This window comes from Acinetobacter sp. Ag2 (assembly GCF_001005515.1).
GTDB lineage: Bacteria > Pseudomonadota > Gammaproteobacteria > Pseudomonadales > Moraxellaceae > Acinetobacter > Acinetobacter bereziniae.
This window is the reverse complement of record NZ_LBNA01000058.1, coordinates 200,354-214,481: the sequence shown is the minus strand read 5'-3', so window position 1 is coordinate 214,481 and position 14,128 is coordinate 200,354. Positions and strand designations below refer to the sequence as shown.

The following is a 14,128-nucleotide window of genomic DNA, read 5'->3' as shown; positions in this document are numbered from 1 at the left end:
TTTACTTGAATCAACCAAGGAGTGAACACCATCGCCAGCATCCATGATGTTCAGCGACTAATCGCTTATTTCTGGTCCGTGATTTGGAAACTCGTGAAGACCAATCAAGTTTTATTGTCACCTCTATATTCTACTTGATCTTATTTTGTGCTATCACAATTGGGCTTTTATACGGTGCGTTTTGACTAGTAACACATTATGAAATTGCCAGATTTGTTGTATTCACCCTTATTATTATTTTCCTCTCCATCTGGTCAAATAAGTAAGAAAAATTGCATAAGGAAGTATCATGAACTTCAATTTAATTTATAGACAAATGGCTTTGGTGATTTATGGCAACCAATTTCTCAATGATCATCTTCAAGATGATTTAAACAAAATGCCTCATTTTCAAATTTTACATCCAATTCTTAGAGATTTTCATTGTGGTCAACTTTTGGCGGGTTCATTACAACTCATGCTTTATCACTTAAAGCACAAAGGCGCGTATAAATTAAGTTTGATCCACGCGCCCCGATTAGCATCGACAATACAAGAATCCCCTATTTTTTATCTGTCTGATCACTTTTATAACTATATGATTTTAATTCAGTACCGGCATGATCACCCACAAATTTTAATCGGTTGTGAGGAAAAAGAGCTATGGTATCTACACCACCAGAACAATGATGCTGATTTTTATTTTAACAATGTCAATGCGCTCACAGACAGAATCGCAACCTATACACTGTTCGACTTAAATGAAAGTTTTATTGAGAATTTGGGAGAATTAAAAGCCATAGACTGGAAACATTTTTCGCAATCTTATTTTGACTGCGTTTATATCAATGAAGTCGCTTTTACATTGGGATCTGCAAATCAGATTGAACACCTTGCAAATATTCAATTTAAGGACCATCAAAATTACAATACACATTTTGATCTTTTCCCAAAGGACTTCACAAACAATTATGCAGCAAGCTTATTAACTCATGCTGAAAATCTTTATAAAAATTATCTACTAGAAAGTGAAACGAGAAATGATCAAGCCTGGTGTAATCAAGCAACTCGTCATGAACTACAGTTATTTGATCAAGCCGTACAAGCCTTAAATAATTTTTATCCATCTCTTATTGTCAATGCGGCAAATCACTACTCAAACGCCAACATTCAAGCATAAAAAAGACCGCTACAAAGCGGTCTTTTTTCAATCATCAAAGATGATTAAGCAGCTAATGCACCTTTAGCTTTTTCAGCTAAAGCAGCAAATGCAACTGAGTCATGCATAGCAATGTCAGCAAGTACGCGACGGTCGATGATCACTTGAGCTTTTTTCAAGCCATCGATCATACGGCTGTACGACAAACCATTTTGACGAGCACCAGCATTGATACGCGCAATCCATAAAGCACGGAATTGGCGTTTCTTTTGACGACGGTCACGGTAAGCGTATTGACCTGCTTTGATTACTGCTTGGAACGCTACACGATAAACACGTGAACGCGCGCCATAGTAACCTTTAGCACGAGCAAGAATTTTTTTATGACGGCGATGAGCCTGTACACCACGTTTTACACGAGCCATTTATAATCTCCTTAGATGTATGGGCACATACGACGAACTGAATTCATGTCACTTACGTGAACCATGACACAACCGCGCAATTGACGAATACGTTTAGCAGATTTTTTGGTCAAAATGTGGCGTTTGAACGCTTGTTTACGCTTGAAACCGTTAGCAGTCGCTTTGAAACGCTTAGCTGCACCACGGCGAGTTTTTAACTTAGCCATAACAACCTCTTTAAACACCTGTTCGGTACGTTCGCACCATTGCGAGTACGACCTGCAGGTAAGGGAGGCAATATTCTAAATCATCTCTGTACAAAACAAAAGCAAAACCTTGCACTATTTATCAGTTATTCAGTGTAATTTCCGATGAAAATTTCATCATTTTTCATAAGGAAAATCTGTATTTAATCTTTATAATCGTCACATCATGATAAAACTGGACAGTTATGACCCCTGCACAGGATGCTTTTGCTGCGCTTCGCTATCGAGATTTCTCCATCGTCACGATCAATCAATTTTGCTTAACACTGGCAATTTTGATCCAAGAAATTATTGTCGCCTATTCACTGTATCAAATTACCAAAGATCCACTTACACTCGGTTTGATTGGATTGGCTGAGGCGATTCCTTTTATCGCATTGTCCCTATGGGGTGGTTATTTTGCCGATAAGCTGAATAAACAAAGTATTATGAAAGTATGTTTATTCTTTTCTTTCCCTTTACCCTTAGTGCTTTGGTACTTATTTCACAGTTACGATCATGGACAGATTGATGTCACCACCCTGTCTTGGGGCATTTATGCTGTGATCTTTGCTTTGGGTACTATTCGTGGTTTCTATAATCCATCTGCAACATCATTAAAACCATTTTTAATTCCCCGTGAACTCTATGCAAATGGTGCAACTTGGACCACGATCGGATGGCAAAGTGGTGTCATTATTGGTCCCATGCTGGGCGGTTTTATGCTTGCTGGAATTGGACGGGAAAATAGCTTACTTTCTGTATCCATGCTTTTATTTATCTGCTTTTGCTTAATCACACTGTTAAAAAAGCGTACTTTCCCGACCATGGAACAAGACAATCTTTGGGACAGTTTAAGCGAAGGTTTTCGATTTATCTGGAAAACTAAGATTGTACTTTGGGCGATCTCGCTGGATTTGGTTTCAGTGTTGTTTGGTGGTGTCATCGCCTTACTTCCGATCTTTGCTGAAGATATTCTGAAAGTAGGTCCTGAAGGTTTGGGATATCTACGTGCAGCGCCATCGATCGGCGCGCTCATCACGATGATTGCACTCACTAAGTTCCCACCAACACATCACGCTTGGCGAAATATGCTGATTGCGGTTGCTGGTTTCGGAATCTTTACCATCATTTTTGCATGTTCAAACAATCTATGGCTTTCCTTGTTTGCCTTAGGCATGACTGGCGCATGTGACAGTATTTCCGTGGTGGTGCGCCAAACTATTTTACAAGTTTACCCTCCTGAAAATATGCGTGGTCGAGTTGCAGCTGTGAATGGGATGTTCGTTTCATCGAGTAATGAACTGGGTGCTTTTGAATCAGGGCTTGCCGCCAAGTACTTAGGAACGATCACAGCAACGATATTTGGCGGATGCATGACCATGGCAGTCGTTGCAATCAGCTGGATTAAAACCGCTGATTTGTTTTCAGTCGATATTACCAAAGGGCAAAAATAGCGATTGTTGACATAAATAATCGTAAAAAATGCACCTTAGGGTGCATTTTCTATTGCGAGATGAGCAAATTCGATAAATACTTTGCGCAATTAAATTAACCTCATGCACACTCAGTTGCATGGAAAGCTAAACTTATGAATAAAGCTCTTTTAATCACTGGTCTGATGTGCCTTTCAACTTATGGACATAGCGCAGAAAAACTCCCAACAATAAAAGTTAAAGGAGAACAATCTGACCGCAATGCCCCATTACACCTCACGACACGTATACAATGGGTTAAATTTCCTCAAGTCCAATATCAAACAGCAGAATTAAAAACACAGGATCGTTCTGCCATCATCCGCGTGAGCGCCAACAGTTTAGGACAAGTCACAGATGCTGAAGTGCAAGAAAGTACAGGAATCACGGCTCTCGATCAAAAACTCATTGATGCTGTAGAGGCTGCCAAGGTAAAACCATATAGTAAAAATGGTAAAGCCATACCGATTGTGGGTTATCAAACGTTTACTTTAAATATGGATAATGCCCAAGACAATACACAGGCTCATGCACAACTGTCTGAATGTACCTTTGCGTTTAATTCAAAACACTGGATAAAGCAAACTCAAGATAAGTCAGTTGCCTTTCATTATACGCAACAGCCTCAGCTCTCGCTTGACTCAGCTTTACTCAAAAACAAAGATCGAACAGTCAAATTTAAGTTTAAAGTTGATCAACAAGGCAATATAAAGCGTGTCAAATTAACTCAATTATCAGGTGTAAATGCGATTGACCAACAGGTTATCCAAGCTGTTGAGCAAACTCAAATACAAGTAAAACGCTCTTATCGAACCTTATGGACTTTTAAACCACGTTCATTTAATGATGAAATTCAATTTAAAATCAACGATTGCAACGAGTTTAATCATCAACTCAAATAGATTTGTTGTTTGAGTTGATCAATCTATTTATTTCAAAAATTTAAATAATACAATGAACAAACTTTATCTTGCTGTCATATTACTCTCTCTGAGTAGTCTATTTATGGGATATGCTGAACAAACGCACATAAAAACGCCCGCTACTTACCCAGATGATGAAGCAGTTTGGCATAAATTACCTAAACTAAAGATTCGTGACTACGAATTACATGGACAAAGTCGCTATATCGATCTTCTTATTTCAGCCGATCCTAGCGGACGTGTGACAGACGTAAAAATTATCCAAAGCTCTGGCTTAACTAGTTTAGACGATAAGGTTGTATATGCTGTACATAAGGCATCATTTAAACCCACAAACTCTCCGATATGGGCTAGACAAGACTTTAATTTTGAAGCAGTTAAAAACTCATCTAACCCATCAGCAAGACGTTGTTTCTTTCGTTTTGATAGCGAGGTTTGGCAAGCTCAAACAAAGGGAAAACCAACCAGCTTTCGCTATCTTAAACAACCCTATTTAGCAGTTAATCCAGCACTTTTAAATGGGGAAAAACGGCATATTGATTTCTCTTTTAAATTGTCAAGAAAAGATAAAGTTTCTGATGTTAAATTGATTCACAGCACCCAAATTAACCAAATTGATACTGAGGTTATTTCTGCTTTTATGAATGCTCAAATCACATCAGATAAAAAGTGGTGGCAAATTTTTAAAACGACACATCAAGACTATATCAGTTTCGATCCTAAAGACTGCAACTAAATCCATCCACTAAAAATCAGGTAGATCACACAATATCTACCTCCTTTAGCAATTGTTACAATCAACAAAAAACGCCAAAATTTTTCTTTCATTAATCCTGCGATAAGCGTAATTGGATCACCAATCACAGGGGTCCAACTGAATAGTAAGGACCAAAAACCATATTTTTGATATATTTTTTCCGCTTTGAGCATATTTTTCTCAGAAACAGGAAACCATTTTTTATCTTTGAATTGTTCTATTTTCAGTCCTAAATACCAATTCACACATGAGCCTAATACATTTCCAATGGTTGCGACGATTAGAAGCAAATACACGGAATACTGTGTTTGTACTAGGAGCCCAACCAACACGGCTTCTGACTGTAAAGGTAATAGCGTCGCTGCACCAAATGCAGAAAGAAATAACAGCAAATAAGCCATAAGATTAGGGTCTGTGGACAATTCGTCTATGTTTGCGACTAGATGTGTTTTTTAGGCGATTCTAGGCGCGAAATACGAAATTTAGTCATTCTAAATGATGAGAAACACTGTTTCGCAAGGGAACGACGAAGCGACAAAAAACACGCTAGTCCCCGCTGCGCCTTGCGCTGCAAACAAAGCAGTGCTTTGTTCTTGCTCAAGGTTGTGGCTAAAATTATCTCAGGCTACGCTATGAAACTTAAAAATAGTCTCGCTATTCTCTTCATTTCCTTGCGGAGTATACTCCTCATACCTGCTCAATTTTAACCTACAACGCAAGCCATTTATGAAATGTCCACAGCCCTTAGTTAAAGTTGGGTTTAGGTTTTAAGGTATAAGTCAAGAATGACAATATAAAGGGAATAAGAAAAGCCAACCAAAATGAAAGTTCTGATTTAAAAAATTTCTGCACCAATGTAAGTTGAGCTTTACCCTCTGAAATCGCTTGCCAATCGATTTTAATATGAATAAAACCGTAAAATAAAACAATAAAATAAAGCGAAAGCAAAACGACTAAAATCGTGGTATTCAAAAGACTTTGCTTTAATGTACTTTGAAAAAAGCCAAAGAGAATAGCAAAAACCAAGCCTGAAACACTCACAATGCTCAAAATAATAAACCAGAAGTAATCATATGCAGAGTGATACTGCAAGATACCACAAAGCATTGCTGTGATTAACATTACACCCAAAGAAATAAGGAAATGCCAAACAAATTTTTGCTTCATACTCCTCCTGATGAATATACGACTAACAGTTTAATCATGCTAAATTTAGCATTTTTTTGGTTTTACGATACTGAAAAATTGCCCCTATTAAAGCAACAATAATCAATGCAATACGTGACCATTGATACCGTTGTGCAATGGGATCGATTACAGCTCGGATCAACTGAACATCCTGCCCCTGCATTTGACCCAGTATATTTTGAATATGCACAATTTCAGCAATATATAAAATCAGACAAGCAACGATACCAACAATGACACTCCAATAAATTTTTGGATTGGTCTCTAATATTTTCGTAAAATTTAAAAAGAAATCTTTCATGACCAAACCTTTCAATTGTGCAAAAATTTACATCTAAAAAAAACCACACAAGGTGGTTTCTTATTTTAACATAAAATGAATTTTACACTTTGATCGAGAGTGCTTTCTGTATCGCTGGTCGAGCAGTTAAACGTTCTACATACTCTTTCACATACGGATAATCATTTAAGTCGATTTGTTGCCATTCATAACGCAAAACCCACGGTAAGATTGCCATATCGGCGATTGAATATTCGCCTGCAACATATTTTTGTCCGATAAGTTGTTTATTTAAAACACCATATAAACGTTTTGTTTCAGTAACATAACGCTCAATTGCATAAGGTATTTTTTCTTTGGCAAATTTTCCAAAATGATGATTTTGCCCCAACATGGGTCCAAAACCACCCATTTGCCACATCAGCCATTGTTCCACTTCAACACGGTCTTGTTCATTGCTTGGATAATACAAACCTGTTTTACGACCCAGATATTGTAGTATTGCACCTGATTCAAAAACTGAAATAGCTTCGCCATTGGGACCATTTTGATCGACAATCGCTGGAATTTTATTATTTGGGGAAATACGCAGAAAATCAGGTTGAAATTGATCATTTTCTAAAATGTTAATTGGAAAAATCTGATAATCCAATCCCATTTCTTCAAGCGCGATGGTAATTTTATGGCCATTGGGGGTTCCCCAATAATAGAGATCAATCATATTCCGTCCTTCTTCATTTTCACGTATTTTCTGAATTTTATTACGTTAATGGTTTTCTTTTATAACATGAATTCTTCGTCATCTGTAGGCAATAGACATAGATTATTTTAATAATCTATTCTTAAATTCAGTTATTCGCTTTTTCTTAACAAGATGATTTCTCATTCTATGACATTTATATTTAAAATATCTTGATCATTGTGATGCTAAAAATTGCTTGGCTTTTTCTCCGACAAAGCGACGTCCTAAATTATCTCCTGACATCCATTCATCAGGACTAAATAAATCAAATAATCCAACTTTGATCAAAGTTGGAATGGCAAGTATCAGTTCTTGTTCAACTTCCCCTCTTAAACCTTGGTTATATAAATCAATATTGTGCAACATGGTCGCTACAGTTCCTGTTTGCACTTTAGTCCCATCTTTCAAAGTAACCGCTGGGAGAACTTCACCCTCTTGAATAATTTTCTGGTTAATACTCGATAGTTGGTTTGAATTTTGGATTGATGACATCTTTATTCCTCAACATTTAACATATTTTCTTTTCAATAATAAAAAAAGCACCGCTTTAAGCAGTGCTCTTTTCTACAAATGTAACATTACTTTTTCTTTTTAGGTCCAAGTAACATACCCATTTGACGACCTTCCATTTTTGGTGCTTGTTCAACTACACCTGATTCAGCGACGTCTGCTTCAATTTTTTGTAATTGCGCAAGACCCAACTGTTGGTGAGCCATTTCACGACCACGGAAACGTAGAGTAATTTTGACTTTGTTGCCTTCTTCAAGAAACTTCAGAATAGCACGCAACTTAACATTGTAATCACCAACGTCTGTACCAGGGCGCAACTTAATTTCTTTCACTTGAACTTGATGCTGTTTCTTTTTCGCATCTTTTTGCTTTTGCTTCAGGTCAAATAAATGTTTGTTGAAATCCATGATTTTACAAACAGGTGGCTCTGCATTCGCCACGATCTCAACAAGATCAAGATCAGCTTCTTCAGCAGCACGCAAAGCTTCAGCAAGTGAAACGATGCCTTTTTGCTCTCCATCTGCAGCAACGAGACGCACTTCTTTAGCTTTGATCTCATCATTTAATGCAGGACGATTGCTTTTAGCACCTTGTTGTTGGTTACGGTCAGGCTGTTTAATCTTTCTTACTCCACAATATACCGGCCGCGTTCGGCTACGGCTGCTTTCACTAGGTCAACAAATGCATCTATCGACATAGTACCTAAATTTTTTCCAGAGCGAGTACGGACATTCACAGTACCTTCCTCGACCTCACGATCTCCGAGTACTAATAAGTACGGAATACGCTCTAATGTACGCTCACGAATCTTAAAGCCGATTTTCTCATTTCTCAAGTCTGAAATTGCTCGAATTCCATTTTCTTTGAGTTTTGCGACGACTTGTTCACAAGCTTCCGCTTGAGAATCTGTAATATTCATGACACATGCTTGGATTGGAGCCAACCATGGTGGCATAAAGCCTGCGTAGTGTTCAATTAGTATACCAATAAAACGCTCAAAACTGCCAAGAATTGCACGATGTAACATCACAGGATGGTCACGATCGTTATCTTCTGTTACATATGAAGCGTCTAAACGTAACGGCAAGTTAAAGTCACACTGAATTGTACCGCACTGCCAGATACGTCCTAAGCAATCTTTCAGTGAGAATTCAATCTTAGGACCATAAAAAGCACCTTCGCCGGGTTGTTCTTCCCAAGTTAGGTTCGCAGCATCTAGCGCATCTGCTAGAGATTTTTCTGCGACATCCCAAAGTTCATCGGCGCCGACACGTTTTTCAGGGCGAGTAGACAACTTCATTTGAACGTCTTCAAAGCCAAAGTCTTTATAAACATCTAATGTGAGTTTAATAAAGTCTGCAACTTCTTTACCAATTTGTTCAGTTGTACAGAAAATATGCGCATCATCTTGGGTAAAACCACGTACACGCATAATGCCATGCAACGAACCTGATGGTTCATTACGGTGACATGAACCAAACTCTGCCAAACGAATTGGAAGATCACGGTAAGACTTTAAGCCTTGGTTGAACACTTGCACATGACATGGGCAGTTCATAGGTTTTACAGCATAGTTACGACTTTCTGAATGTGTCGTAAACATATTTTCTGCATAGTTTGCAGCATGACCAGACTTTTCCCACAGTGTAAAGTCTACAATCTGTGGTGTTTTAATCTCTTGGTAGCCATTATCCTGCTGAACTTTACGCATATATTGTTCAAGCACTTGGTAAATCGTCCAGCCATTGGCATGCCAGAACACCATACCTGGCGCTTCTTCCTGCATATGGAACAAGTCTAAGGCTTTACCAATTTTACGGTGATCACGTTTTTCAGCTTCTTCGATACGCTTAATATAAGCAGCTAATTCTTTTTTATCTGCCCACGCTGTACCGTAAATACGCTGTAATTGTTCATTCTTCGCATCACCACGCCAGTATGCACCAGAGATTTTAGTGAGTTTAAATGATTTTAAGAATTTAGTATTTGGAACGTGTGGACCACGACACATATCTAAATAATCTTGATGATAGTACAAGCCCATTTGAGTTTCTTCAGGCATGTCTGCAATCAAGCGCAATTTATAATCTTCACCACGCGCAGTAAATTCAGCAATGACTTCATCACGAGGCGTCATTTTTTTAATGACATCGTAATCTTGATCGATAAGCTTTTTCATACGCTCTTCGATCGCAGCCATGTCATCTAATGTAAATGGACGAGGCATCCAAATGTCATAGTAGAAACCTTCTTCAATGACAGGACCAATCACCATTTTAGCTTCTGGAAAGAGTTGTTTTACCGCATGACCCACCAAGTGTGCACAAGAGTGACGAATAATCTCGACACCATCTTGATCTTTTGGAGTGATGATTTGTAATGTTGAATCTTCGGTAATTAAATCACTTGCATCGACTAAGCGATCATTTACTTTCCCTGCAACTGTATTTTTAGCCAGTCCAGGTCCAATACTTTGAGCAACTTCCATAACGGAAACAGCATGATCAAAACTTTTCTGATCGCCATTTGGCAATGTGATAATAGGCATATTTAAAAATCCTTAAGGAGTGATGCCCCGTACAATGGAGCATGTCACCGCGAGATTATGATCGAGGAAGATCCTCAAGATAAAATCGGTGGAACAAAATAAAAAGTGTGTCAAATTTTACACCTTTGCTGAATATTTATAAACCTTTGTCTTCAATTAATCTAAATTTTAGTTTTTGATTTTGTCGAAACAGTCATTTATCATCGCCGCGTGACATTTTATTGACTTTAAAAACATAAAACGAATGGATAACTAAATGAATTCGATAAACTTAACTAAACTTAGTTCAGCAATACTCGTTGGCTTGGCATTAACAGCCTGTGGTGGAGGTTCTAGCAATAACGAACAAACATCAAATATAGCCAATACACAAAGCCAATCTGAAAAAATTGAATGTAGTAATGGACTTCCCAAAAATCTTAAAACGACTGGACAAGGCTTTTTTAGTGATGAAATCTATTCTCTAGAGACACAACCCAATGACAGTGGTGATGATGATGTTATCGTATTATATTCAAATAAGCTTACGAATGGTGTGATATACCAAAATCTCACGACCTTACTTAAAAATCAACCAAAGCAAATAAATATTGATTTTTTAGAATCATATCTTTTAACGAAATCTAAACTCGATACAAGCTTTAAACAAAACAATTTGACGATTGGCTTTCCATTAGGGTATCTCATCAGCCAAGATGACAACTCAGTAGTATTCAATAGTTTTACCGATAAGTGTACGATTCATATAGAAAATCAAATTAAATTAAATTTAAAACACATCGATATTTCGGGAATGACCATTGCTGATCTCTTTAAATATTACGACTATCCAAATGCTGGTAATGTAGAGCGTTATATAAATTCAGACCTAGCCCAGATTATAATCAACAACCATAAAGGTTCTTTAGAAAAATTATTAGCAAATCAAACAAAGTTTCCTTCTGGTTCTAAACTCAGCTATGTTGAACAATCAATATTTAATACACCTACAATTACATTTAATGACAGTGATCTAACTGATTATAAATCCTTAGAAGAGTTTACTGATAACACTGAACTTCCATCTGGATACATTTGGCATAAAGATCAATTTGCAGGTTATAAAGTTGTCTATCCAATCAATCCAACTACAGGTATCTCCAAGAGCTTTGTTGATAACTATACTGGCGTAGAAATGAATGGAAAAATATATCAAGCATATCAAGTTATTTCTGGAGATTTAATAAAGGATCAAATGGATCCATTAGAAGACAAACTTGATATGTCAGAAACTTACTTCAATAAAACAGCAGTACAAACTTTAGCGGATGCGCTAAATCAAGCACTTTGATTTGATCTATCATTTGTTATTTTTAAAACCGCCATTTCTATGGCGGTTTTTCTTATATATTCACTCTCTAAAGCTTAGCCATTTTTTAAAACTTCGATCTAGATAGTAATTAATCTGAGCAAACTGAGGAATAATGGCTTCACTTTGAGTCGGTCGTAGAAATACAAAATCATCAACTTCGATTTGAGTTGTTTTTGGTACATTCACCATTTCTTGATTGGTACTGCGCCCATATAACACATGAGGATGAATACCTTGAGGATAAACATAGTCAGCCATCCAATAGCCCCCATAAACAAATAATGCTTTAGACCGATGTGGAAGCTTATTCAAGATCGTTAAACCCGGTAATTGGGAATATGGCAATACTTTTAGTACAGGTGTTGCAATCCATAGACACGCCTGCAAAACACGCAACCCTTCACTGTCGAAGTCACTTGGTTTAAGCAACATTGAACCAAAAGCAAGATCATTACACACACTCTGTTTTACGTGCAGATAAAATGTGGGACTTCCTCCCCCATTAAAACAAAGATGAGCATGCCAAAGCTGAGGAAATTGCTGTTGAATGATATCTTTGTAGCGTTGGTAAGTTGCTTGCGACTCCTGATACGCCACCTCAACTTTCTTAATGACGGATGGTAGTTTTGTTACATGGGCATCATAACCCATCAACCCTGAAAATTTTAAATTGTCAGGATGCTGCTCAATCAACCTGAGTAGTTCAATCATTTGCGCTTTTGAGTCTACACCTCCACGATGCAAACCCACATCTATCTCGATATTGATTTGAAGCTGAATTGCTAAAACTTTCGCCACTTCAAGATATTGTAATAAACGTGCCTTGGTATCTACCAACCACTGAATATTGGCGTGTTCCGATTGAGGATGCTGGGTATAAAACTGCTGTACAAGTCTTACAGGCATCGGCTTTCCCAGTAAAACATCAGCTTCTGAAAAATTTTCCAAAATCGGCAGCAATTGAGGTAAATGGAAAACCATAAAACGTTGTGTGGACAACTTAGCACTTACCGTCTTGAGCAATTCCATACATGCTAAAGATTTGACCACAAGACGAGGTTGTAAATGGGTTGCGTATTTAAACTTGGTTGTTGCATATTGCAAATTTTGCTCCAAAGCTTGACCATCAATGATCAATTGCGGTAGCGCATCTGCGGATTGTTTTAAATCACGATTTAATTGTTCAAAAAAATGATTCATCGCATATCCTTATATTTTACTATTCATTTGCGGTATACCCACTTGATTCAATCTTATTGATGCATCATTGCGCCAATACCCTGAATTACGCTGTAAGGAATAACTTTTCTAAATACGGATTTAAAAACTTTTGCGTAGGGTCCAACTGAGCCCTTAACTGCATAAAATCATCCCACTTTGGGTATAAGGCTTGGAGCTGTGAAGCCCCCATATTATGCATTTTCCCCCAATGTGGGCGACCTCGATAATGCTGAAAAATCGGTTCAATTTCATCAAATAATTGGTTTGGAGCTTGTTTGTGATATTGATGAACTGAAATTGAAATCGAATCTTGCTGATAAAACGGACTCAACCAAATATCATCGCCTTTGACAAAACGAAACTCTACTGGAAAAAATGTTTGTGCTTTAGCATTTTTTAGCGCGGTTAATACTGCTTCTAAACATTCCATACCAGACTCAATTGGAATCTGATATTCCATCTCATTAAACTTTGTTTCGCGTGGAGTCGGAAAAATTTGACTGGACCAATCGACGAATGTGGTGGGTTTGACAAAGACACCTAATAATTTTTGCAATTTTGGATTCAATGCAGGAAAAGATTTCGTCAAACCACAGCATATCGTAAGTAAGGCGTCTTCTGATGGCCATGATAATTTTCTCGGTTGAATATCCTCATCTGTGATGTCGAGTGTTTTTAATATCAATTGGTCTGCGTGTGAAAATGCAAAGCACTCAATATGGCGATGTTGCGTTTTCCAAAGATCGATATTTTCAAAAAATTCGTTAACTGAACAAAGTCGCACATGCTCCTTCAACTTATAACGAGGTTTGTTTTGCATGGTGATCTTGGTGAGTATTCCTAAACTTCCTAAAGATACACGCCCTGCTTCAAAAATATTGGGATTGTCTTGGCGACTACACGTCAGTATATCTCCTGAAGCTGTTAAGAGTTCGAAGGCTTCCACATAAGCAGAAATACAGTGCAAATTCAGACCTGTTCCATGTGTTCCAGTCGATACTGCCCCAGCCAAGCTTTGTTGATCAATATCCCCTTGTTGCATTAAAGACTGTTGTATTGGTTCTAAATATTGATCCAAATTAAACAAACGTGTTCCTGACCAAATATTGGCTTGTGTTAATGCTGTATTTACGTTCTCTACACCAGAAAAATGATCTAAGGACAATAGTGTCGCATCGGTACAAACCAACGGGGTAAATGAATGACCAGCACCTACCACACGAATTTTATGATGGTTTTGAACAATATTTTTTAATTCATCTATACTACTGGGTTTTAAAATATGTTCTGGTTGAGAATGTTGAAACCTAGACCAATTGTTCCATTTTTGCTGATTCATAATGCTG

General features: G+C 37.6%; 16 protein-coding genes. 5 read left to right on the top strand and 11 right to left on the bottom strand.

Annotation, left to right across the window (positions count from 1 at the left end; genetic code table 11):
- The first annotated feature begins 289 nt into the window (after positions 1 to 289).
- Entirely contained in the window at positions 290 to 1,159 is an 870-nt protein-coding gene (locus tag AAV97_RS18970; RefSeq protein ID WP_046761428.1) for a hypothetical protein, read from the top strand.
- 44 nt (positions 1,160 to 1,203) lie between these two features.
- On the opposite strand, the gene rplT is transcribed toward AAV97_RS18970, so the two are convergent.
- Complete coding sequence (gene rplT / locus AAV97_RS18965) at positions 1,204 to 1,563, bottom strand: 50S ribosomal protein L20 (RefSeq protein WP_004723060.1); 360 nt, start codon at positions 1,561 to 1,563, stop codon at positions 1,204 to 1,206.
- A gap of 11 nt (positions 1,564 to 1,574) precedes the next feature.
- Entirely contained in the window at positions 1,575 to 1,769 is a 195-nt protein-coding gene (rpmI, locus tag AAV97_RS18960; RefSeq protein ID WP_002054552.1) for a 50S ribosomal protein L35, read from the bottom strand.
- 224 nt (positions 1,770 to 1,993) lie between these two features.
- Between rpmI and AAV97_RS18955 the strand changes: the two genes are divergently transcribed.
- From AAV97_RS18955 to AAV97_RS18945, 3 genes are all read left to right on the top strand, one after another.
- Positions 1,994 to 3,244: an MFS transporter gene (locus AAV97_RS18955; protein WP_046761427.1), complete on the top strand. Its 1,251-nt coding sequence runs from the start codon at positions 1,994 to 1,996 to the stop codon at positions 3,242 to 3,244.
- A 134-nt stretch (positions 3,245 to 3,378) separates the two neighbouring features.
- Positions 3,379 to 4,164, top strand: coding sequence for a TonB family protein (locus AAV97_RS18950; RefSeq protein ID WP_046761426.1), 786 nt, complete (start codon positions 3,379 to 3,381; stop codon positions 4,162 to 4,164).
- 103 nt (positions 4,165 to 4,267) lie between these two features.
- Positions 4,268 to 4,921, top strand: a complete 654-nt coding sequence (locus AAV97_RS18945) for an energy transducer TonB family protein (RefSeq protein ID WP_171249395.1) — start codon at positions 4,268 to 4,270, stop codon at positions 4,919 to 4,921.
- Here the strand turns inward: AAV97_RS18945 and AAV97_RS18940 are convergent.
- From AAV97_RS18940 to thrS, 7 genes are all read right to left on the bottom strand, one after another.
- Positions 4,918 to 5,343: a YqaA family protein gene (locus AAV97_RS18940; RefSeq protein WP_009585691.1), complete on the bottom strand. Its 426-nt coding sequence runs from the start codon at positions 5,341 to 5,343 to the stop codon at positions 4,918 to 4,920. The two genes, AAV97_RS18945 and AAV97_RS18940, sit on opposite strands and share 4 nt — an antisense overlap.
- Before the next feature lie 343 nt (positions 5,344 to 5,686).
- Entirely contained in the window at positions 5,687 to 6,109 is a 423-nt protein-coding gene (locus tag AAV97_RS18935) for a hypothetical protein (RefSeq protein WP_042089491.1), read from the bottom strand.
- A 34-nt stretch (positions 6,110 to 6,143) separates the two neighbouring features.
- Entirely contained in the window at positions 6,144 to 6,431 is a 288-nt protein-coding gene (locus AAV97_RS18930; RefSeq protein ID WP_004827851.1) for a hypothetical protein, read from the bottom strand.
- A gap of 82 nt (positions 6,432 to 6,513) precedes the next feature.
- Positions 6,514 to 7,131, bottom strand: coding sequence for a glutathione S-transferase N-terminal domain-containing protein (locus AAV97_RS18925; protein WP_004827849.1), 618 nt, complete (start codon positions 7,129 to 7,131; stop codon positions 6,514 to 6,516).
- A 195-nt stretch (positions 7,132 to 7,326) separates the two neighbouring features.
- Entirely contained in the window at positions 7,327 to 7,644 is a 318-nt protein-coding gene (locus AAV97_RS18920) for a hypothetical protein (protein ID WP_009585718.1), read from the bottom strand.
- Between the two features lie 86 nt (positions 7,645 to 7,730).
- Entirely contained in the window at positions 7,731 to 8,282 is a 552-nt protein-coding gene (gene infC / locus AAV97_RS18915; RefSeq protein ID WP_080633117.1) for a translation initiation factor IF-3, read from the bottom strand.
- 5 nt (positions 8,283 to 8,287) lie between these two features.
- Entirely contained in the window at positions 8,288 to 10,210 is a 1,923-nt protein-coding gene (gene thrS / locus AAV97_RS18910; protein ID WP_004827843.1) for a threonine--tRNA ligase, read from the bottom strand.
- 256 nt (positions 10,211 to 10,466) lie between these two features.
- On the opposite strand from thrS, the gene AAV97_RS18905 reads away from it, so the two are divergent.
- Positions 10,467 to 11,540 carry a hypothetical protein gene (locus AAV97_RS18905; protein ID WP_046761424.1) on the top strand — a complete coding sequence of 358 codons (1,074 nt, stop codon included), beginning with the start codon at positions 10,467 to 10,469 and terminating at the stop codon, positions 11,538 to 11,540.
- 60 nt (positions 11,541 to 11,600) lie between these two features.
- Here the strand turns inward: AAV97_RS18905 and AAV97_RS18900 are convergent, their stop codons facing one another.
- Together AAV97_RS18900 and AAV97_RS18895 are read right to left on the bottom strand one after the other, a co-directional pair.
- A complete protein-coding gene (locus tag AAV97_RS18900) occupies positions 11,601 to 12,761 on the bottom strand; it encodes an alanine racemase (protein ID WP_046761423.1) in 1,161 nt (386 codons plus the stop codon).
- An 85-nt stretch (positions 12,762 to 12,846) separates the two neighbouring features.
- Positions 12,847 to 14,121, bottom strand: a complete 1,275-nt coding sequence (locus tag AAV97_RS18895) for a D-arabinono-1,4-lactone oxidase (RefSeq protein WP_081409769.1) — start codon at positions 14,119 to 14,121, stop codon at positions 12,847 to 12,849.
- Between the last annotated feature and the right edge of the window lie 7 nt (positions 14,122 to 14,128).